18 protein-coding genes and 4 tRNA genes are annotated in these 19,178 nt (G+C 60.9%); 13 read left to right on the plus strand and 9 right to left on the minus strand.

Translation table 11 applies throughout. From position 1 onward, the window contains the following. The first annotated feature begins 10 nt into the window (after positions 1–10). Positions 11–910 (plus strand): DMT family transporter, encoded by a 900-nt coding sequence (locus C2U37_RS07150; RefSeq protein ID WP_041212088.1) that lies wholly within the window; start codon positions 11–13, stop codon positions 908–910. Then, positions 895–1,056, plus strand: a complete 162-nt coding sequence (locus C2U37_RS07155) for a hypothetical protein (protein WP_103858752.1) — start codon at positions 895–897, stop codon at positions 1,054–1,056. Before C2U37_RS07150 ends, C2U37_RS07155 begins: the two co-directional genes overlap by 16 nt. A gap of 105 nt (positions 1,057–1,161) precedes the next feature. Here C2U37_RS07155 and C2U37_RS07160 read toward each other — a convergent pair whose 3' ends face one another. Further along, positions 1,162–1,632 carry a DUF6314 family protein gene (locus C2U37_RS07160; RefSeq protein ID WP_103858759.1) on the minus strand — a complete coding sequence of 157 codons (471 nt, stop codon included), beginning with the start codon at positions 1,630–1,632 and terminating at the stop codon, positions 1,162–1,164. Between the two features lie 42 nt (positions 1,633–1,674). Between C2U37_RS07160 and C2U37_RS07165 the strand changes: the two genes are divergently transcribed. Further along, complete coding sequence (locus tag C2U37_RS07165) at positions 1,675–2,529, plus strand: carboxylate/amino acid/amine transporter (protein WP_053287971.1); 855 nt, start codon at positions 1,675–1,677, stop codon at positions 2,527–2,529. A 63-nt stretch (positions 2,530–2,592) separates the two neighbouring features. On the opposite strand, the gene C2U37_RS07170 is transcribed toward C2U37_RS07165, so the two are convergent. Together C2U37_RS07170 and C2U37_RS07175 are read right to left on the minus strand one after the other, a co-directional pair. Next, positions 2,593–3,456, minus strand: a complete 864-nt coding sequence (locus tag C2U37_RS07170; protein WP_181023105.1) for a GGDEF domain-containing protein — start codon at positions 3,454–3,456, stop codon at positions 2,593–2,595. Positions 3,457–3,614: 158 nt separating this feature from the next. Then, complete coding sequence (locus C2U37_RS07175; RefSeq protein ID WP_010672321.1) at positions 3,615–4,328, minus strand: 3-deoxy-D-manno-octulosonic acid kinase; 714 nt, start codon at positions 4,326–4,328, stop codon at positions 3,615–3,617. Between the two features lie 138 nt (positions 4,329–4,466). Between C2U37_RS07175 and C2U37_RS07180 the strand changes: the two genes are divergently transcribed. Together C2U37_RS07180 and gmk are read left to right on the plus strand one after the other, a co-directional pair. Next, positions 4,467–5,567, plus strand: coding sequence for a glycosyltransferase family 9 protein (locus tag C2U37_RS07180; RefSeq protein WP_103858758.1), 1,101 nt, complete (start codon positions 4,467–4,469; stop codon positions 5,565–5,567). Positions 5,568–5,823: 256 nt separating this feature from the next. Beyond that, the gene (gene gmk, locus C2U37_RS07190) at positions 5,824–6,450 is read left to right on the plus strand and encodes a guanylate kinase (protein ID WP_039040668.1); all 627 of its coding nucleotides are present in this window, start codon (positions 5,824–5,826) and stop codon (positions 6,448–6,450) included. A 134-nt stretch (positions 6,451–6,584) separates the two neighbouring features. Here the strand turns inward: gmk and C2U37_RS07195 are convergent, their stop codons facing one another. Then, positions 6,585–7,535 (minus strand): IS1595-like element ISKpn3 family transposase, encoded by a 951-nt coding sequence (locus tag C2U37_RS07195; protein WP_005342491.1) that lies wholly within the window; start codon positions 7,533–7,535, stop codon positions 6,585–6,587. 69 nt (positions 7,536–7,604) lie between these two features. Here C2U37_RS07195 and rpoZ point away from each other — a divergent pair, with 69 nt between their 5' ends. The 5 genes from rpoZ to C2U37_RS07220 all read left to right on the plus strand — a co-directional run bounded on the left by rpoZ (position 7,605) and on the right by C2U37_RS07220 (position 12,885). Beyond that, on the plus strand, positions 7,605–7,844 hold the full coding sequence (gene rpoZ, locus C2U37_RS07200) for a DNA-directed RNA polymerase subunit omega (RefSeq protein ID WP_104452064.1): 240 nt from the start codon (positions 7,605–7,607) through the stop codon (positions 7,842–7,844). Between the two features lie 135 nt (positions 7,845–7,979). Continuing rightward, positions 7,980–10,097 (plus strand): bifunctional GTP diphosphokinase/guanosine-3',5'-bis pyrophosphate 3'-pyrophosphohydrolase, encoded by a 2,118-nt coding sequence (spoT, locus tag C2U37_RS07205; protein WP_039040667.1) that lies wholly within the window; start codon positions 7,980–7,982, stop codon positions 10,095–10,097. A gap of 107 nt (positions 10,098–10,204) precedes the next feature. After that, positions 10,205–10,948, plus strand: a complete 744-nt coding sequence (trmH, locus tag C2U37_RS07210; RefSeq protein ID WP_162540507.1) for a tRNA (guanosine(18)-2'-O)-methyltransferase TrmH — start codon at positions 10,205–10,207, stop codon at positions 10,946–10,948. Next, on the plus strand, positions 10,938–11,978 hold the full coding sequence (locus tag C2U37_RS07215) for an alpha/beta fold hydrolase (protein ID WP_103858749.1): 1,041 nt from the start codon (positions 10,938–10,940) through the stop codon (positions 11,976–11,978). The genes trmH and C2U37_RS07215 overlap by 11 nt, the downstream gene beginning before the upstream one ends. Before the next feature lie 103 nt (positions 11,979–12,081). After that, the gene (locus C2U37_RS07220) at positions 12,082–12,885 is read left to right on the plus strand and encodes a Cof-type HAD-IIB family hydrolase (RefSeq protein WP_103858757.1); all 804 of its coding nucleotides are present in this window, start codon (positions 12,082–12,084) and stop codon (positions 12,883–12,885) included. A gap of 70 nt (positions 12,886–12,955) precedes the next feature. Here the strand turns inward: C2U37_RS07220 and C2U37_RS07225 are convergent, their stop codons facing one another. The 5 genes from C2U37_RS07225 to C2U37_RS07245 all read right to left on the minus strand — a co-directional run bounded on the left by C2U37_RS07225 (position 12,956) and on the right by C2U37_RS07245 (position 14,090). Continuing rightward, a complete protein-coding gene (locus C2U37_RS07225) occupies positions 12,956–13,474 on the minus strand; it encodes a ricin-type beta-trefoil lectin domain protein (RefSeq protein WP_103858748.1) in 519 nt (172 codons plus the stop codon). Positions 13,475–13,645: 171 nt separating this feature from the next. Further along, positions 13,646–13,722: transfer RNA gene (locus C2U37_RS07230), tRNA-Pro, on the minus strand. A 59-nt stretch (positions 13,723–13,781) separates the two neighbouring features. Beyond that, positions 13,782–13,867: transfer RNA gene (locus tag C2U37_RS07235), tRNA-Leu, on the minus strand. A gap of 20 nt (positions 13,868–13,887) precedes the next feature. After that, positions 13,888–13,963 (minus strand) — tRNA-His (locus tag C2U37_RS07240). 50 nt (positions 13,964–14,013) lie between these two features. Continuing rightward, positions 14,014–14,090, minus strand: a tRNA-Arg gene (locus C2U37_RS07245). A 263-nt stretch (positions 14,091–14,353) separates the two neighbouring features. On the opposite strand from C2U37_RS07245, the gene C2U37_RS07250 reads away from it, so the two are divergent. The 3 genes from C2U37_RS07250 to C2U37_RS07260 are packed head-to-tail and all read left to right on the plus strand — an operon-like array spanning position 14,354 to position 19,143. Beyond that, positions 14,354–14,944, plus strand: a complete 591-nt coding sequence (locus C2U37_RS07250; RefSeq protein ID WP_104452065.1) for a TetR/AcrR family transcriptional regulator — start codon at positions 14,354–14,356, stop codon at positions 14,942–14,944. Beyond that, a complete protein-coding gene (locus C2U37_RS07255) occupies positions 14,941–16,047 on the plus strand; it encodes an efflux RND transporter periplasmic adaptor subunit (protein ID WP_039040661.1) in 1,107 nt (368 codons plus the stop codon). Before C2U37_RS07250 ends, C2U37_RS07255 begins: the two co-directional genes overlap by 4 nt. 15 nt (positions 16,048–16,062) lie before the next feature. Next, on the plus strand, positions 16,063–19,143 hold the full coding sequence (locus tag C2U37_RS07260) for a multidrug efflux RND transporter permease subunit (protein WP_103858747.1): 3,081 nt from the start codon (positions 16,063–16,065) through the stop codon (positions 19,141–19,143). The last annotated feature ends 35 nt before the right edge of the window (positions 19,144–19,178 follow it).

Raw genomic sequence — 19,178 nt, forward strand, 5'->3', positions numbered from 1 at the left:
GGAGATTCAAATGCGTAGCTATCTGTTGTTGCTGGCGATCGGCCTGTTGTGGGGCTCCCAGTTCATTTTCATGCACCAGGCCGTGGCTGAACTGCCCCCCATCATGGTGGCCGCCGGACGCGCCCTGTGTGGCAGCCTGACCCTGGGTCTGCTCTGCCTGTTCATGCGCCTCAAGAGTGAACACACGCCCTGGCGAACCTATATGCTGATCGCCCTGCTCGACGCCACCATCCCCTTCATCATGGTGGCCTGGGGACAACAGTATGTGGACAGCGCCATCGCGGCCGTGGTCATGGGTTGTATCCCCTTTGTGACCATTCTGGCGGCTCCCTTGTTTATTTCTGGTGAAAGAATCACCAAGGGCGGCCTCGTCTCCGTGATCATCGGCTTCATCGGCGTGCTGGTACTGTTCTGGCCCAAGCTGACCAGCGGCATGAATGCCGGCCTGCTCGGTGCCATGGCCATCCTGTTCGGTGCCAGCTGCTTCGCCATCGGCCTGCTGATGATCAAGCGCTTCGCCAAGGACCATCCTGTGGTCGTGGCCCGCAACATCCTGATCTCCTCGGCCATCCAGCTGCTGCTGGCCGCGCCCTTCGTTGCCGACCTGAGTAGCCTCACCCTGCCGAGCCAGCAGGCCATGGGCGCCGTCGCCATGCTGGGGATCTTCTGTACTGGCCTGGTCTACTTCCTCTACATGGCGCTGATCCAGAAGGCGGGCCCGACCTTCGCCTCCTTCAGCAACTACCTGGTGCCGCTGTTCGGCGTCATGCTGGGAGCCCTGTTCCTCGGCGAGCAGATCCAGTCCACCACGGGCGTGGCGCTGGCCCTGATCCTGGGTTCAGTCGCCCTCAACCAGTGGGCACAGCAGCGCCGCCAACAGCGGGAGGCTGCCCTATGTCAGGCATCCTGACCACCCTCTGCGGCGGTCTGGTACTGATAGCCGGCTGGCAGTATCGCCACCGGCTGGCCGGGGTGCTGGGTCTGCTGATGCTGCTGCTGCCCTGGTTCTTCGACAGCAAGCTGCAAGCCATGCTGAACTATGCACTGAATGCCTGAAGACCCTCTCTGCGTGTGTGACGAGAGTGTATCTCTCCTGTTTTTGGGACCGTTTTAACAAAACCTCCGATTTGTCCCCTCTACCGGCGCCCTGCGCCGGTTTTTTTATCTCTGCGCCTCTGCTCCGTAGCGATAACTCAACCACTCGTTCTTGCGCGGCCCCGTTATCTGCCAGGCGAGCAGGAAACCCTCGCCGGTTTCGGTCAGCTCGGCGCTGTAGTGATCCTGCCCGCACAGGTGAGGCTCGGCCGTGACCCAGTGCCCGTCCCCCCGGGGCAACAGCTCGAACAGCATCACCGGCTGCTCGTAGCGCAGGTGGGAGAGCATGATCCCCCGTGCGGTGCGCTGCCACCAGAAGCGGTTGTGCATGGTCAGCTCCCGGCCATGGGGCGTGGTGTAGCGACCCGTCTCGGCATACAGCCACCCCCCATGGTGATCGGTCACCACCACGGCACCCTCCCCGCGACCGCACCAGTCGGTGGCGGATCCGACCCCGTTGCTCGCCTCGAAGGCAAATGCTCCGATCTGTGACAACCCTTCCCATAAACGCTGGATCGCGCCTTCCAACTCGGCCATCATAGCGCCCTCCAAATTGACAACTGACGACAATTCAATCACATGAACTACTTGATAGGGGTTACCCTGCTCTGGTCCTTCTCCTTCAGCCTGATCGGGGTCTACCTCGCCGGTCAGGTGGATGCCTACTTCTCGGTACTGACCCGCATCGTGCTCGCCAGCCTGGTGTTTCTGCCCTTCCTGCGCCGTCGCTGGCTGCGCCCCGATCTGGTGGCCAAGCTGATGGCCCTCGGTGCCATCCAGCTCGGCATCATGTATCTCTTCTACTACCACTCCTTCCTGCTATTGACAGTACCGGAAGTGCTGGTGTTCACCATCTTCACCCCCATCTATGTCACCCTGATCCACGACCTGCTGGAAGGGCGCTTCAAGCCTGTCTATCTGTGGGGGGCCCTGCTGGCGGTGCTGGGGGCGGCCGTCATCCGTTTCGACGGCCTGACCGAAAACTATGTACTGGGATTCCTGGTGGTGCAGGGCGCCAACGTCTGCTTCGCCCTGGGCCAGGTAGGCTACAAGGTGCTGCTGGCCCGGGAGGCTGAGCAGCCGCCCCAGCTGGCGGTGTTCGGCTGCTTCTATCTGGGCGCCCTGGTGATCGCCCTGCCCGCCTGGTGGCTGCTGGGCAAACCTCAATATCCCGCCAGCTCCCTGCAATGGGGCATCCTCTTCTGGCTGGGGGTCGGGGCATCCGGGCTCGGCTACTTCCTGTGGAACAAGGGGGCGACCCTGGTCAGCAGCGGCGTGCTGGCCATCATGAACAACGCCTTGATCCCCGCGGGTCTGCTGGTCAATCTGGTGCTCTGGGGAAAGGATACCGACCTGCTCAGGCTCGGTCTGGGCGCCCTGCTGATGCTGGCTTCTCTCTGGGTCTGCCAGCGTCAGCAGGTCAGTGAGCGCTGACTGAAAACCATTGACGCTGATGGGTCCATCGGCGTCAATGGGTTCGCGGACAGTGACTGGCCATCAGCCGACCACGGCGTTGTGTTCCCGCTTCGCCTGACCGTGGCAGGAGGCCAACCGGGCCAGCAGGTGATCGAGCTGCTCGGCACTCTGGCTCTGCACCAGGCCGATGCTCACGGTCACCGGGCGCTGGGGCAGCAGGCTGGCGTCGGCGATCTCGAGACGCAGCCGCTCGGCAATCTCCAGGCCGCTCAACCGATCGGTCTGGGAGAGCATCAGGATGAAGCCGTCTTCGTCCCAACGGGCGAAGGGATCTTCCCGGCGCAGCTCGCGGCGCACGATGCGGGCCAGCTTGGCCAGCATGGCGTCGCAGGCCGCCTCCCCGAACAACTGCAGGATCTTGCTGCGGTGATCCACGCTGAACTGCAGCAGACAGAAACTGCCGCTCTCGCTGGCCAGCCGTTCATCCAGCAACAGCTCGAAGTGGCTGCGGCTCTCGAGGCCGGTGAGGGGATCCGTGTCATGGCGATCCTCCAGGGACGCCATGGCGGCATCCAGATGGCGAACCACCCCCAGCAGTTGACCCCCTTCGTCGCGACGGACCCGCTCCTCCAGCCGGATGTAATGGCCCTGATGGTGCAGGATGCGGTACTCGAGTCGAAGCCCGTTGCTGCGCCCATGCTGACAGGCCTCCAGGGCCTCTGCCAGACGGGGAGCATCATCCGGATGTACCCGATCCAGCCAGCCGAGATCTCCCAGCTCGCCCCCCTCCAGACCCAGCAGTTGCAGACAGGAAGGGTCCCGCCTCAGACCCTGCCCGGCCGACCAGGTCCAGATCCCGGCCTCCAACATCGCCATGGCCTGTGCCATCAGCGTCACCTCAAGGGGAGTGGTGACCTCAACCCCGGGAGTCTCATACCTTTCCATCACGCGCCTCGAAACCGGATCTGAATATCTGTCCAAGCAATCACACTCAATAAGTAACATTGGTGCTGGCGCCGAGCAACCGCGCCAGCATCGCTGGCCTCGCACCTCTCGCCTCTGGTGGTCCGCCATCAGGGCTTGCTACGAAGTGAAGCCCGACGTCACGCCACCTTGCCCTGATAGCCTGCCATCAGCGCTTGCCAGTTCTCCGGCACGAAGTGGAAGCTGGTGTGCAGTTGCGACTCCTTGTTAAAGGAGCGCAGCAACCGCTCCAGGTTGGCCTGCTGCCAGTTGCCGGGGGAGCGGATGGCTCCTTTGTCGAAGTCGATCACCCACACCTTGCCCTCCTTGTCGAGCAGCAGGTTGTGGCTGTTGAGATCCGCATGATAGACCCCTGCATCGTGCAACTGGCGCACCGTTTTGCCTATCTTGTGCCACACCTCACCGGCGATCGGCCCCTGCTTGAGCAGGGCCACCAGATCCTTGGCGCCGCGAATGCGCTCAATCAGGATGTCGGCCCGATAGAAGGGCCCCTGCTTGACCATGCGGGCCGCAAAGGGGCGCGGCACCGGCAGCCCCTGTTCACTCAGAGTCGCCAGCAGACGATATTCAGCCATGGCTCGGCTGCTCTCCACCCCCTCAAACCAGAACCGGTCACGCACCAGCTTGCCCACCATGCCGCCACGGTAGTAGTGACGCAGCACCAAGTGGCGGGATTCATCCTTCACGAACCAGGTCACCCCGCGGCCGATGGAAGAACCCACCACCTGGCGATGGGTCTGCCACCAGACAGGATCGAACAAGGCAGGGGAAGGATCGCGGAAGACTCCGTCGGCATACCAGCAGACCTGGTTGTGGGTGGTGTGTGTCAGCATGATGAGAATTCCGGTCGATAGTGGGTGCAGGGCATCCATTCAGAAAGCCGTGCCGGTCGGGCAACCGGCGCAATTTTACAATCCACAGGGGAGTTTGCATAATGCCATCCATCCATTTTGCCATCGTTGCGCCACATCATGCCGCTGTTCCAAACGCCGCCCTCCTCCATCTGCATCCTGCGGCTCTCCGCCATCGGAGATTGCTGCCACGCGCTGGCGCTGGTACGCGTCATCCAGCGGGAGTGGCCCCAGACCCGCATCACCTGGATCACCGGCAAGATTGAGGCGACCCTGTTCGCCGATCTGCCGGGGGTCGAGGTCATTCCCTTCGACAAGAGCAAGGGGTGGCGCGGCTATCGCGATCTCTGGCAGACCCTCAAGGGGCGCAGGTTTGATGCCCTGCTCCACCTGCAGGCCGCCATGCGCGCCAGCATCGCCACCCTCGGCATCAAGGCCAAGGTCAAACTCGGGTTTGATCGGGAGCGCGCCAGCGACGGTCAGTGGTTGTTCACCAACCATCGGGTCCCCTCACCCGCCTCCCCCCACGTGCTGGACGGCTTTCTCGCCTTCGCCAAAGAGCTCGGGATAAAGGATCTGACCCCGGACTGGCAACTGCCCATCAGCGCCGAGCACCAGACCTGGGCGAAGGAGAAAATTGGCGGCAAGCCGACCCTGCTCATCTGCGCCGCTGCCAGCAAGGCATTCAAGAATTGGACTGCCGCCGGCTACGCCGCGCTGGCGGATCACGCAACAGACAAGGGCTTTCAGGTCTATCTGTGCGGCGGACCGGCCAGGCTGGAGCGGGATCTCGCCGCCGAGATCCAGCGCCTCAGCCAGAGCAAGCCGGAAGATTTGGTGGGGCAGACCAGCCTCAAGCAATTGCTGGCGCTGATTGGCGAGGCGAGCCTGGTGCTGGCCCCGGATACCGGCCCTGCCCACATGGCCACCCTGGTGGGGACACCCGTGATCGGCCTCTACGCCCACCACAACCCCGCCCGTACCGGCCCCTATCTGTGCCGGGATTATCTGGTCAGCGTCTATCAGGAGCTGATTGAGCAGGAGACCGGCAAGCCGCTGGCCGAGCTCGGCTGGCGCACCCGCCTCAAGGATCCGGACGCCATGGCCAAGATAAGCCGCGAGCGGGTCATCGCCGCCTTCGACAGCCTCTGTACCGACAAGCATCTTCTACCAACCCAGGGCAACTCGGAAATTCCGAGCCCTGGCGCAGGGATAATCTGATGGCCCGGCCCCGGCTCCGTGGGCAGAATGGCCCTCTATGCGGGTAACGCCCGCACAGCAAGCTACGGATATTTTGATCGGCTGGAATATGATTCCGGCCGTTTTTTTATCCGCCCCCATCTGCTAAGATTCGCCGCCTTTACATCCTCCTGACTCTGATTCCTCCGCGCATTGCGAGCAACCGTCTCCCTTATCGGGCACAAGACGGCGGCCTCTGCTACAACCAAAGCGCGGATCATCGCTTAAAGGTACAGACATGGCGCAACAAGGCACTCTCTATATCATCTCTTCCCCGAGCGGGGCCGGTAAGTCCAGCCTGCTCAATGCCTTGCTGACCCAGCACAACGCCGCCGGCAAGATGCAGCTGTCGGTCTCCCATACCACCCGCGCCACCCGTCCCGGTGAAGAGCACGGGGTGCACTACCACTTTGTCAAGGTGGAAGAGTTCAAGGCGCTGATCGAGCGCGGTGACTTTCTGGAGTGGGCAGAAGTCTTCGGCAACTACTACGGCACTTCCCGCGCCGCCATCGAGGCCTGCCTGGCGCAGGGCATCGACGTCTTCCTCGACATCGACTGGCAGGGCGCCCGCCAGATCCGCGAACAGATGCCGACCAAGTCCATCTTCATCCTGCCTCCCAGCCGCGAGGAGCTGGAGCGCCGCCTGATCGGCCGCGGCCAGGACAGCGCCGAGGTGATCAAGGGCCGGATGGAGAAAGCCATTGCCGAAATGGTGCACTATGACGAGTATGACTATGTCATCATCAATGAAGACTTTGAGCTGGCACTGTTCCAGCTCAGGGCCGTCATCGAGTGCCAGCGCCTGGAAATGCGTCAGCAACAGCAGGCCCAGCAAAACTTGCTGAAACAGCTACTGGCAGAGTAAGCCAAAAACAAGTAAACTTTTGCGTCATTTTTAAACACCGCTTTTTCAATCACAGAAAGCCCAAACACTGGAGTCCCGCATGGCCCGCGTTACTGTAGAAGATGCTGTAAAACAGGTAGGTAACCGTTTCCTGATTACCCATGACCCTCAGCCAGCTTCAAGAGCCGATATGGCATCGGAGGGCTTGCCACGACTGCATGCCCCAATTCAACCAACATGCTCTTGAGGTCAAAACGATGATTAAACCGGAAGCAGTATTCCGCAAGATGCCTTGGTAAATGCTTCGCTCCGAGCGTATGGCAACTGCCCCGCAGCGAGTTTTTCACATTTCCTATCATCGTGTTTACCCAGTTGAATGCCGGATGATCCAGCCAGTCCAGGTTGCCCCCGGTGACAACACCCAGGTGCTCACAATTGGCCTCCTTGACCGCTTTGAAACAGGCCAATCCATCGGATATCACCGCGCTACCACTGGCAATATGCCGTTTTGCCCAATCAGCAACGGACTTGGTTTTGAAACCATCGACCACCGTCATCCGCATCTTGATTGGATGTCCTTCCTTGTTCAGGGCCACTGCTGCCACAAACGGCGTCTTGCCTGCCGCGCCCCGACCCCGTTTACCACCACGGCGCTCGCCACCCCAGTAGACATCATCGAGCTGAATGATGCCGCTGATGGGCTGCTTGTCATCGGACTCTTTCATGGCTTGCAGCAGCTTGTGCTTGAGCATCCAGGCGGTGTCATATTTGACGCCCAACTGGCGCTTTAGCTCCATCGCTGACAAGCCTGTTTTGGTTTGTGACAACAGGTGCATTGCCAGAAACCACTTGGTCAGTGGGAGCTTGGTGTTTGCGAAAATCGTGTTTCCAGTCAATGACATCTGGTGACGGCAGTGATTGCATTGCCACACACGTGGCCGCCTTCTCAGGCGACAACAGGTCTTGTTGGCACATTCAGGGCAGACAAAGCCGTTAGGAAAACGCCAAGTGAACAGCGCGTTTTCGCACTGAGCCTCAGTGCCATAGTCCTTGAGAAACTCAAACAGGCTGTAGCCTTTCTGGAATTGGATTTTGCTTTTGGCCATGATCTCGCACCTCGATAACTGTACGTAAGATCAGTATAGTTCGTGGTAACTGACTGCTAATCATGGGTAATCAGGAACCGTTTTGACCTGGTGCTGGTCGCCGCGCGCCGCGCCCGTCAAATCGCGGTACAAGGCAAGGATCCCCTGGTCGACGAAGAGAACGACAAGCCGACCGTGATCGCCCTGCGCGAGATCGAACTGGGTCTGGTCAACAACCAGGTGATGGATACTCAGGACCGCTACGAGCAGCAAGAGCAGGAAGCCGCCGAGCTGGCTGCCGTTGCTGCCATCGCAGAAGGTCGCGGCTAAGTCAGTCGCCTCCCATAGTCGGCACCCGCCCGGGTGCCGGCTGTTCTCCCCATTTACAACCGCTCGAAAACCTCGCAAACTCGAGGGCATACCCTCAATTTCACGGATTGCCGTTTAACCGCTGCGGGGACTGTCTTGTATTTATTTGAAAATCTTAAAGAAATAGCCAGTTCCTACCTGCCACCCGAGCAGGTTGAGAAGCTCAGGCAAGCCTATGTGGTAGCCCGTGATGCTCACCAGGGACAGATGCGTTCCAGTGGTGAACCCTACATCACTCATCCCGTTGCCGTGGCCCGCATCCTGGGCGACATGCGCCTCGATCACGAGACCCTGATGGCTGCCGTGCTGCACGACGTCATCGAAGATACCCCTGTCACCAAGGACGATCTTGCCGAGCAGTTTGGCAACGCCGTCGCCGAGCTGGTCTCCGGTGTCTCCAAGCTCGACAAGCTGAAGTTCCGCGATCGCAAGGAAGCCCAGGTCGAGAACTTCCGCAAGATGATGATGGCCATGACCCAGGACATCCGTGTCATCCTGATCAAGCTGGCCGACCGCACCCACAACATGCGCACCTTGGGATCTTTGCGGCCGGACAAGCGCCGCCGCATCGCACGGGAAACCCTCGAGATTTTCGCCCCCATCGCCAACCGCCTCGGTATTCACACCATGAAGAACGAGCTGGAAGAGCTCGGCTTCGAGGCGCTCTACCCCATGCGCTCCCGGGTACTGCGGGAATCGGTACGCCGCGCCCGTGGCAACCGGCGTGAGATCATCGACTCCATCCAGAGCGAGATTGAGGGGCGTCTGCGGGAAGCCGGCATCGATGCCCAGGTGAGCGGACGCGAGAAGAACCTGTTCTCCATCTACAACAAGATGGAGAAGAAAGAACTGCAATTCCACGAAGTGATGGATATCTATGCTTTCAGAGTGAGAGTGAAAGACATAGACACCTGCTACCGGGTGCTTGGGCAGATGCACAGCCTCTACAAGCCGCGCCCCGGTCGCTTCAAGGATTACATCGCCATCCCCAAGACCAACGGCTACCAGTCCCTGCACACCTCCCTAGTGGGCCCCCACGGGGTACCGGTGGAGGTGCAGATCCGCACCGAGTTCATGGACCAGATGGCCGACAAGGGCGTCGCCGCCCACTGGGCCTACAAGCAGGATGGGGACAGCTCGGGTACCACGGCCCAGATCCGCGCCCAACGCTGGATGCAGAGCCTGCTGGAGCTGCAACAGAGCGCCGGCAGCTCCTTCGAGTTCATCGAGGGAGTCAAGACCGACCTCTTCCCCGACGAGATCTACGTCTTCACACCGGAGGGCCGCATCATGGAGCTGCCCGCCGGCGCCACCCCGGTGGACTTCGCCTACACGGTGCACACCGACATCGGTCACGCCTGCGTCGGTTCCCGGGTCGACCGCCACCCCTATCCGCTGAGCAGCCCGCTGCACTCCGGTCAGACTGTGGAGATCATCACGGCCCCCGGCGCCCGCCCGAATGCGGCCTGGCTCAACTTCGTGGTGACCACCAAGGCGCGCTCCAAGATACGTCAGTTCCTCAAGAATCTGCGCACCGAAGAGTCCGTGGTGCTGGGCCGCCGCCTGCTCAACCATGCCCTCGGCGCCAAGAACATCGAAGACATCCCGGAAGCCCGCGTCAAGCAGGTGCTGGCCGACACCAAACACGAGAACCTGCAGGGGCTGCTGGCCGACGTGGGCCTTGGCAACGCCATGAGCGTCATGGTGGCACGCCGCATGCTCGGGGATGAGCTGCCGCCGGAAGAGCAACCCAAATCCACCAGCAAAAAGATGCCGATCAAGGGGGCCGACGGCATGCTGGTCACCTTCGCCAACTGCTGCCGCCCCATCCCGGGGGACGCCATCATCGCCCACATCAGCCCGGGCAAAGGACTGGTGATCCACCAAGAGTCCTGCCGCAACATCAAGGGCTACAGCCGCGAACCGGACAAATACCTGCCGGTGCAGTGGGAGGTGGACAAGGAGCAGGAGCAGGAATTCCGCACCGGCATCAGCATCGAGATCGTCAACCACCAGGGCGCCCTGGCGGAGCTGGCCAACGTGATTGCCGCCACCGGCGCCAACATCCACGCCATCAGCACCGAGGAGAAAGATGGCCGGGTCTATGTGGTCACCCTGCTCATCACCACCAAGAGCCGGATCCACCTCGCCAACATCATGCGCAAGATCCGGGTCATGCCCAACGTGCTCAGGGTGAGCCGACAGAAAAACTGAACACAGGCGGCGCAAGCCGCCTGCTGCTTTTCAAGAGATACCCAGGGCCCCATGCCGCAGGCCACCAGCCTTGTTGCATGCACCGGCCTCACGACATAGAAACCGACATGACTCCTGAACGCTTCAAACGCATTTCCGACATGCTGGCCCAGCGCCAGCTCGACCTGACCGTCTGCATGGAAGAGGTTCATAAACCTCACAACCTGGCCGCCATCGTGCGCACCGCCGATGCCATCGGCATCCACCGGGTGCACGCGGTCTGGCCCAAGAGCTGGATCCACAAGCGCAAGGGCACCGCCCGCGGCAGCCAGAACTGGGTGGACGTGAAGCTGCACCCGGACATCGGCAGTGCCGTGACCGAACTCAAAGCCTCCGGCATGCAGATCCTGGCGACCCACCTCTCCGATAGCTCCGTGGACTTTCGTGCCATCGACTACACCAAACCCACCGCCATCCTGGTGGGCCAGGAGAAGCACGGCATCGGCGAAGAGGCGCTGGCCCTGGCCGATCACCATATCGTCATCCCCATGGTGGGCATGGTGCAGTCCCTCAACGTCTCGGTGGCCGCCGCCGCCATCCTCTACGAGGCCCAGCGCCAGCGCGAACTGGCCGGCTGTTATCAGCGCGGCTGCCCACTCAGCCTGGAAGAGCAGAACACCATCTTGTTCGAGGGGGGCTATCCCGTCTATGCCCAGCTCTGCAAGGAGAAAGAGATGCCCTACCCCCAGCTCGGTCCGGCCGGCGAGATCCTGGCGGACGAACGCTGGTGGCAGCAGATGCAGCTGACCCGCAAGGGCTGGGCCGCCCAGCAATCGGATGATCCTTCGGAAGAGTACACTGATGAAGCTTAACCACCTGCCCCTGCTGGCCCTGACCCTGTTTTCTGCCGGAGCCCTTGCCGTGAGCAATCCTTACCAGCTGACCACTGAAGCCGACGTCCCCGCCCTCTATCAGCAGACCCTGCCCGACTTCTGGCGCGACCATGCCGCCCCGGGGGAGTTCAAGGGCAAGGACGGGGTCACCCTCCGCTATGCCGCCCTGCGCCAACCCAAGATCGATCGCGCCATCCTCATCGTCAACGGCCGGGTCGAGAGCTACCTCAAGTATCAGGAGCTGGCCTGGGATCTCTGGCGCCAGGGTTACAGCCTCTACCTCATCGATCATCGCGGCCAGGGAATGTCAGACCGCATGCTAGCCGACAAAGAGAAGGGGTATGTCGACCAGTTCGACGACTATGTCGCCGATCTCAAACAGTTTCATGACGAAGTGATTGTACCGGACAAGCCTGCCAAGCTGTTCCTGCTGGCCCACTCCATGGGGGGGGCCATCTCGGCCCGCTATCTGGAACGCTGGCCGAACGACATCCAGGCGGCGGTGCTCTCCTCCCCCATGATGGGCATCAACCTCGGCGGCCTGCCCAAGTGGCTAGCCAAGGGGTTGGCGGCTACCATCGGCACGGTCGGCGGCTGGGTGGGCGAGCCCCCCTACGGCCCGGGTCAGGGACCCTATGAGGATCACGGCTTTGCCGACAACGAGCTGACCCACAGCACGGCGCGTTATCAGGCCTTCCGCCAGATCTACGAACAGCATCCCCAGGTCAGGCTGGGGGGCGCCACCGCCCACTGGATCCATCAGGCCATCACAGGATCGGACGCGGCCGTGGCCGACGCCGGCGCCATCAAGACGCCGCTGCTGCTGCTGCAGGCCGGCGAGGACAGCGTGGTGGACAACGGCGCCCAGGAGGCCTTCTGCGCCAAGGCCCAATGTGAAGGGAGCAAGCCGCTGCGTATCGAAGGGGCCTGGCACGAGCTCTTCATCGAGGCGGATCCCCAGCGCCACGCCGCGCTCAATGCAACCCTGGCCTTCTTCGCGCGCTACTGACGCGACCAGAAGGGGCTGGTTATTTTTTGGATCCCTAAATAAATGGGGTGACGGCAGACGCTGGGGTACACTCCCCCGGCGTTCAATTGAAGTCGAGGTAATGATGTTCAAGGTAGTTGTGTCCGATCTCGATGGTACCCTGCTCAACGGGCAGCACCAGATCTCCTCCCGCACCCGGGATACCCTGCACCGCCTGGTCGACCAGGGCGTCAAGTTCGTGGTCGCCACCGGCCGTCACCATGTGGATGTGCGCAGCATCCGCGATGCACTGGGGCTGGATATCTACCTCATTACCTCCAACGGCGCCGTGGTACACGACAAGCAGGATCAACTGGTCTACAACCAGGCGCTACCGAGCACGGTGGCGGCCGAGCTGATCGCCATGGAACGCGACCCGTCCATCCACATCAACGTCTACTACGGCGACGAGTGGCTGGTGGAAGAGGAGCTGCCCTGGTTGCTGCAGTTCCATCACGACTCCGGCTTCAGCTACCGCATGGCGGATCTGGCCAACCACCCGAAGGACAGGGTCAACAAGGTGTTCTACATCGGCGACCACGACAAGCTGCTGAAGATAGAGGCGCACCTCAACCAGCAATATGGTGATCGACTCAACGTCACCTTCTCCCTGCCTGACTGCCTCGAGGTGATGCACGCCGGCGTGCACAAGGGCAATGCCGTGCGCGCCGTGCTGGAGCAGCACGGCCTGGAGATGTCCCAGGCAGTGGCCTTTGGCGATGGCATGAACGACTTCGAGATGCTGAGCATGGTGGGCCGCGGCGTGGTCATGGGCAACGCCCACGATCGCCTCAAACAGGCCCTGCCAGAGCATGAACAGACCCTCACTTCCGATGAAGATGGCGTTGCCGTCTATCTGGAGAAACTGTTCGCCTCCCAGACCCGCTGATAAGGCATCCCCATCGCGGATAGAAAAAGGGTGGCCCATGTGACCACCCTTTTTGTTTCTCGCCCTCTTGTCACCACGCCAGTGCCGGGTGCATCAGACGGTTCAACAGCGTGCCGGATGGCGTCCACTCAAAGCTCTGGTTGGCGCCGCCATAGCATTCGGCGAGGCGCAGGGGGACGGCCGGCTTATGACGGCGACCCGCCACATCCAGGCACAGCGACATCTGCCGATTGAACAGACGATCCCCCTGCCACAGCCATTGATGGCTCTCCTCCCGGCACACCTCCATCCCCAGACCATCTTCCCCTCTGGCGACCAGGCAATCCCCGGCCAGTTGCAGGGCGCCGACATCCCAGCTGAATGACTGGTTCGGTTGCTGATCGCAGGGCTGAGTCAGCAGACGGCCCTGCTCGCTCAGGGTCACGCAGAAGCCACCACTGGTCACCAAGGTGGCCTCGAGTTTGGCCTTTGGCTTGGGGGCGGCGCCCATCAGAAGATCATCCGGTTTCGGCTGCAGGGCGCAACCACCCAGCAGCAGTGCGGCCATGGCCAGCACGGAGAGTTGAAGAGAAGTGATATGGTGATGCATAGGCCTCGTATCTGGTCCGTGCCCGAGCGTCCCCTGTCTCGCGGCTCCGGGCCCCAGCATAGCGAACTCGTGGCGAACGGGCGCCTGAAGAAGTGTAAAAAGACGTGACAGGAAAAAGCGGAACAGAAACGCCAAAAAGCAAAAACCCCGCCTGAGCGGGGTTTTCAAATGTGGTCGGTGATAAAGGATTCGAACCTTTGACCCTCTGGTCCCAAACCAGATGCGCTACCGGGCTGCGCTAATCACCGAGGGGGTATTCCAAAAACACAAAGATGACCATCTGGTCATCCTCGTCATACAGCAAGTATGGTGCGAAGAGAGGGACTCGAACCCTCACACCCGGGGGGCACTAACACCTGAAGCTAGCGCGTCTACCAATTCCGCCACCTTCGCGTACCTGACAAGCTGTAAAATGGGGTGGCTGATGGGGCTCGAACCCACGACAACCGGAATCACAATCCGGGACTCTACCAACTGAGCTACAGCCACCACAGCTGCTTTCGTTCTTCAACACGCCCGTTTAACCGGCGCACTTTTGATGGTGCGCCCGACAGGATTCGAACCTGTGACCTCTGCCTCCGGAGGGCAGCGCTCTATCCAGCTGAGCTACGGGCGCTACGCTGTCGAACGGGGCGCATTATTGATGATGATGCCGACCTTGTCTACTCTTTTTTTGACACAAAGAATCAAGTGCCTGTTTTTCAATCACTTCCGACCCTTTTCAACTATTTTTGTTTTGTTCAGGCTGGATCCAGCAATTCCCCACTACTTTTTGAATCCCTCACCCCATAGGGTCAAAGATGATGGGCAATGCTTGACTTGCCTTTGCGCCCACCTAGAATGAATGAACGTTCATTCAGTCGTTGACCTCTGATAACCATGGATAAGAAAGAACGCATTTTCGAAGCAGCTCACGAGATCCTCGGCGAGCAGGGCTTCTACAGCCTTTCCATTGCCGTGGTCGCCAAGAAAGCCAAGGTGGCGGCAGGTACCATATATCGCTATTTCAGCGACAAGGATGACCTGATCCGCCAGCTCTATCAGCACACTATCCTCAAGTTTCATCCCCTGGTCATGGAAGGTGTGCAGATAGAAGAGGTGTCCTATGAGCAGTATCGGCGCCTCTGGCTCAACATCGATGCCATCTTCACCAGCTACCCCAATGCACTCAAGTGCAAATTGCAGTACGAAAGTTCTCCATTGGGGGCTGAATTGGAGCGGGATCCGGTCATAATGGCGACGTGGGCGCCACTTGAGCGCTTCTTTGAGCAAGGACGCCAACAGGGACTCTTCATCGATCTCCCCATTCTGGTGTTGCAAGCATTGAGTCTGGATTGCGTGGCCAACCTGGCACAGCAGCGCCGGGTTCACGATTTCGAATTGACGCAGGAACAGCTGGAGACGGTCATCCGGGCCAGCTGGAATGCCATTTTAAACCCTAATGTTTCCATCACAGGAGCCTGTTCATGAAAAAGTGGATGGCCATCATGTTGCTGATAGCACTCGCCCTGTTTGGCAGTGTCATCGGCTTCAATATGTTCAAGCAGAAGAAGATTGCAGAGTTCATGGCCAATCGGCCCGAGCCCGAGTTCCCGGTCACCGCCATGGTCACCAAGGCGCAGGACTGGGTCCCCACCATTGAAGCCATCGGCTTCATCGAGCCGAACCAGGGGGTCACCCTCTCCAGCGAGCTGTCAGGCACCATCGACAGCATCCGGTTCGAATCGGGGGCACATGTCAAAGCGGATCAACTGCTGCTGAGCCTGGACTCCAGTGTGGAAAAAGCCAATCTGAACTCCTCCCAGGCCAGACTGCCGGCAGCCAGGGCCAAGTTCGAGCGCTACAAGAACCTCTATCAGAAGAACTCCATCTCCCGGGACCAGCTGGATGATGCCGAGGCAAGCTACCGCTCCCTGGAGGCGGACATCGACAGTCTGAAGGCCACCATCGCCCGTCGTGAGGTGCGAGCCCCCTTCAGCGGTGCCGTGGGCCTGCGCAACGTCTTCCTCGGCCAGTATCTGGAACCGGGTACCCAGATTGTGCGCCTCGAAGACACCAGCGTGATGCGCCTGCGCTTCACCGTGCCCCAGACCGATATCTCCAAAATCACCCTGGGACAGACCATCAAGATCAACGTGGATGCCTATCCCCAGACCCAGTTTGACGGCCAGATCACGGCCATCGAGCCCGCGGTCAACTATCAGAGCGGCCTGATCCAGGTGCAGGCAGACATTCCGAACAACGACGGCCAGCTCCGTTCCGGCATGTTCGCCCGCGCCAGCATCATACTGCCCACGGTGAAAGACCAGATCGTGATCCCGCAGTCCGCCATCTCCTTCACCCTCTATGGCGAGAACGTCTACGTCATTCACGAGGCTGACGGCGTGAAACGCGCCAAGCAGGTGGTGGTCAAGGCAGGTGAGCGTCGTGGCAACGATGTCCATGTGCTGTCCGGCATCAAGGCTGGCGATCAAATCGTGCTGTCGGGTCAGGTTCGCCTGAGCAACGATACCAAGGTGCACGTGGTCGAGAACGATGCCCTTGCCGTTCCGGCACAAACCCCGATGCTGTAAGCGCGGAGAGCTGCGATGCGATTTACTGACATATTCATAAAACGGCCTGTGCTGGCGATCTCACTCAGCTTCCTGATAGCCCTGCTGGGCTTCCAGGCCATCTTCAAGATGCAGGTGCGTGAATACCCCGAGGTGATCAACACCGTCATCACGGTCAACACCAGCTACTATGGCGCCAGTGCGGACCTGATCCAGGGCTTCATCACCCAGCCCCTGGAGCAGGCGGTCGCCCAGGCCGACAACATCGACTTCATGACCTCCTCGAGCCAATTGGGCAGTTCCACGGTGACGGCGTACATGAAGCTCAACACCGATCCGAACGCCGCGCTGTCCGACATCCTGGCCAAGGTCAACTCGGTGCGTTCCCAGTTGCCCAAAGAGGCGGAAGACCCTTCAGTCACCTCCTCCACCGGCTCCACCACGGCGGTGCTCTACATGGGCTTCACCAGCCCGGAGCTCAACTCCAGCCAGATCACCGACTACCTGGAGCGGGTCATCAAGCCCCAGCTGTTTACCGTGGGCGGGGTCTCCAAGGTGGATCTGTATGGCGGTGTCGAATTCGCCCTGCGGGTGTGGCTGGATCCGGCCAAGATGGCCGCCTTTGACCTGACCTCAAGCGACGTGATGACGGTGCTCAACAGCAACAACTATCAGTCCGCGACCGGCCAGGCCACCGGCTATTTCACCCTGTTCAACGGCAACGCCGAGACCCAGGTCGGCAACATCGAAGAGCTCAAGCGTCTGGTGGTCGCCACCCGCGACAGCAAGGTGATCCGTCTCTCCGACATCGCCAAGGTCTCCCTGGAGAAGAGCCACGACATCTATCGCGCCAGCGCCAACGGCCGCGAGGCCGTAGTTCTGGCCATCAACGCAGCCCCGACAGCCAACCCCATCAACATCGCCCACGATGTGCTGGAGCTGCTGCCGAGCCTGAAGCGCAACATGCCGAGCACCATGCAGGTGAACGTCCTGTATGACTCCACCATCGCCATCAACGAATCCATCCACGAGGTCATCAAGACCATACTGGAGGCGGCCGCCATCGTACTGGTGGTGATCACCCTGTTCCTCGGTTCGTTCCGGGCGGTCATCATCCCCATCATCACCATTCCCCTGAGCCTCATCGGCGTGGTGATGATGATGGACATGTTCGGCTTCTCCATAAACCTCATGACTCTGCTGGCGATGGTGCTGGCCATCGGTCTGGTGGTGGATGACGCCATCGTGGTGCTGGAGAACGTCGACCGTCACATCAAGGAAGGGGAAGAGCCGTTCCGGGCCGCCATCATAGGTACCCGGGAGATCGCCGTGCCCGTCATCGCCATGACGGTCACCCTGGCGGCGGTGTATGCGCCCATCGCCCTGATGGGGGGCATCACCGGCTCCCTGTTCAAGGAGTTCGCGCTGACCCTGGCGGGCGCCGTGTTCGTCTCGGGCATCATCGCCCTGACCCTGTCGCCCATGATGTGCGCCAAGATGCTCAGGGCCAACGAGGAGCCCGGCAAGTTCGAGCGTACCGTACACGATCTGCTGGACCGGATGACGGCCCGCTACGACGCCATGCTCCATGCCGTGATGCAAAAGCGCATCGTGGTCATCCTGTTTGCCGTCATCGTGTTCGCCAGCCTGCCGCTGCTGTTCAAGTTCATTCCGAGCGAGCTGGCCCCGTCCGAGGACAAAGGCGTCATGGCGGTGCTGGGGACGGCGCCTTCCAACGCCAACCTGGACTACATCGAAAACACCATGGCGGACGTGAACAAAGTCCTGGACGACCAGCCGGAGATCGCTTACTCCCAGGTCTTCTCGGGGGTGTTCAACTCCAATCAGGCGTTCGGTATCGCCTCCATGGTGCCCTGGAGCCAGCGTGAAGCGAGCCAGAAAGAGGTGCTGGACCGGGTCGCCGGTCTGGTGAAGGACATCCCCGGGATGGCCATCACCACCTTCCAGTTCCCGGAACTGCCGGGGGCGTCGAGCGGTCTGCCCATCCAGTTCGTCATCACCACCCCGAACAGCTTCGAGAGCCTGTTCCTGATCGCGGGTGAGATGCTGGCGGCAACCCAGGCCAACGGCCAGTTCGTCTATTCGGATCTCGATCTGAACTACGACTCGGCCACCATGAAGATCAGCATCGACAAGGACAAGGCGGGTGCCTACGGCATCACCATGCAGGACATCGGCATCACCATGGGCACCATGATGGCGGACGGTTACGTCAACCGTATCGACCTGGATGGCCGCTCCTACGAGGTGATCCCGCAGGTGGAGCGCAAGTTCCGTCTCAACCCCGAGTCCCTCAAGGGGTACTACGTGCGTGCCGCCGACGGCAAGTCGATCCCGCTGGGCAGCCTGATCAAGATTGAAGTGAAGGGAGAGCCCCGTGCCCTGCCCCACTTCAACCAGCTGAACTCCGCCACCATCGGCGCCGTGCCGGCACCGGGCGTGGCCATGGGGGATGCGATCAACTGGTTCAAGGCGACCGCGGAAGAGAAGCTGCCCCAAGGCTATCGTTACGACTTCATGGGGGAAGCCCGCCAGTTCGTGACCGAAGGGAATGCGCTCTACGCCACCTTCGCCCTGGCCCTGGCCATCATCTTCCTGGTGCTGGCGATCCAGTTCGAATCCGTGCGTGACCCGCTGGTCATCATGGTGTCGGTGCCGCTGGCCATCAGTGGCGCGCTGATCGCCCTGGCGTGGGGCATGGCCACCATGAACATCTACTCCCAGGTCGGTCTCATCACCCTCGTCGGTCTGATTACCAAGCACGGTATTCTGATCTGCGAGGTGGCGAAGGAGGAGCAGCTGCTCCATGGTCTGAACCGGATGCAAGCCGTGATGCAGGCAGCCAAGGTCCGTCTGCGCCCCATCCTGATGACCACGGCGGCGATGATCGCAGGCCTTATCCCGCTGCTCTATGCCTCGGGTGCGGGGGCGGCACAACGCTTCAGCATCGGCATCGTCATCGTGGCGGGTCTGGCCATCGGCACCCTGTTCACCCTGTTCGTGCTGCCGGTCATCTACACCTTCCTGGCATCCGAGCACAAGCCGCTGCCGGAATTCGACGAATCCATCCCGGCAAAAGCCAAGGGCGGTCACTGATCCCAGCCCACACAAATAAGGCCCCGAAAGGGGCC

The sequence above is a fragment of the Aeromonas sp. ASNIH1 genome (genome assembly GCF_002934285.1).
In the GTDB taxonomy this organism is placed as follows: domain Bacteria; phylum Pseudomonadota; class Gammaproteobacteria; order Enterobacterales; family Aeromonadaceae; genus Aeromonas; species Aeromonas caviae.

Excerpts from the sequence above, each read along its gene's own strand:
- C2U37_RS07225 (WP_103858748.1), bottom strand. The coding sequence starts at position 13,474 with ATGCATCACCATATCACTTCTCTTCAACTCTCCGTGCTGGCCATGGCC.
- C2U37_RS07170 (WP_181023105.1), bottom strand. The coding sequence starts at position 3,456 with ATGGAAAGGTATGAGACTCCCGGGGTTGAGGTCACCACTCCCCTTGAG.
- C2U37_RS07250 (WP_104452065.1), top strand. The coding sequence starts at position 14,354 with ATGGATAAGAAAGAACGCATTTTCGAAGCAGCTCACGAGATCCTCGGC.
- C2U37_RS07195 (WP_005342491.1), bottom strand. The coding sequence starts at position 7,535 with ATGGCCAAAAGCAAAATCCAATTCCAGAAAGGCTACAGCCTGTTTGAG.
- trmH (WP_162540507.1), top strand. The coding sequence starts at position 10,205 with ATGACTCCTGAACGCTTCAAACGCATTTCCGACATGCTGGCCCAGCGC.
- C2U37_RS07165 (WP_053287971.1), top strand. The coding sequence starts at position 1,675 with ATGAACTACTTGATAGGGGTTACCCTGCTCTGGTCCTTCTCCTTCAGC.
- C2U37_RS07180 (WP_103858758.1), top strand. The coding sequence starts at position 4,467 with ATGCCGCTGTTCCAAACGCCGCCCTCCTCCATCTGCATCCTGCGGCTC.
- C2U37_RS07220 (WP_103858757.1), top strand. The coding sequence starts at position 12,082 with ATGTTCAAGGTAGTTGTGTCCGATCTCGATGGTACCCTGCTCAACGGG.
- C2U37_RS07160 (WP_103858759.1), bottom strand. The coding sequence starts at position 1,632 with ATGGCCGAGTTGGAAGGCGCGATCCAGCGTTTATGGGAAGGGTTGTCA.
- C2U37_RS07155 (WP_103858752.1), top strand. The coding sequence starts at position 895 with ATGTCAGGCATCCTGACCACCCTCTGCGGCGGTCTGGTACTGATAGCC.
- C2U37_RS07255 (WP_039040661.1), top strand. The coding sequence starts at position 14,941 with ATGAAAAAGTGGATGGCCATCATGTTGCTGATAGCACTCGCCCTGTTT.
- C2U37_RS07215 (WP_103858749.1), top strand. The coding sequence starts at position 10,938 with ATGAAGCTTAACCACCTGCCCCTGCTGGCCCTGACCCTGTTTTCTGCC.
- C2U37_RS07260 (WP_103858747.1), top strand. The coding sequence starts at position 16,063 with ATGCGATTTACTGACATATTCATAAAACGGCCTGTGCTGGCGATCTCA.
- gmk (WP_039040668.1), top strand. The coding sequence starts at position 5,824 with ATGGCGCAACAAGGCACTCTCTATATCATCTCTTCCCCGAGCGGGGCC.
- C2U37_RS07150 (WP_041212088.1), top strand. The coding sequence starts at position 11 with ATGCGTAGCTATCTGTTGTTGCTGGCGATCGGCCTGTTGTGGGGCTCC.
- C2U37_RS07175 (WP_010672321.1), bottom strand. The coding sequence starts at position 4,328 with ATGCTGACACACACCACCCACAACCAGGTCTGCTGGTATGCCGACGGA.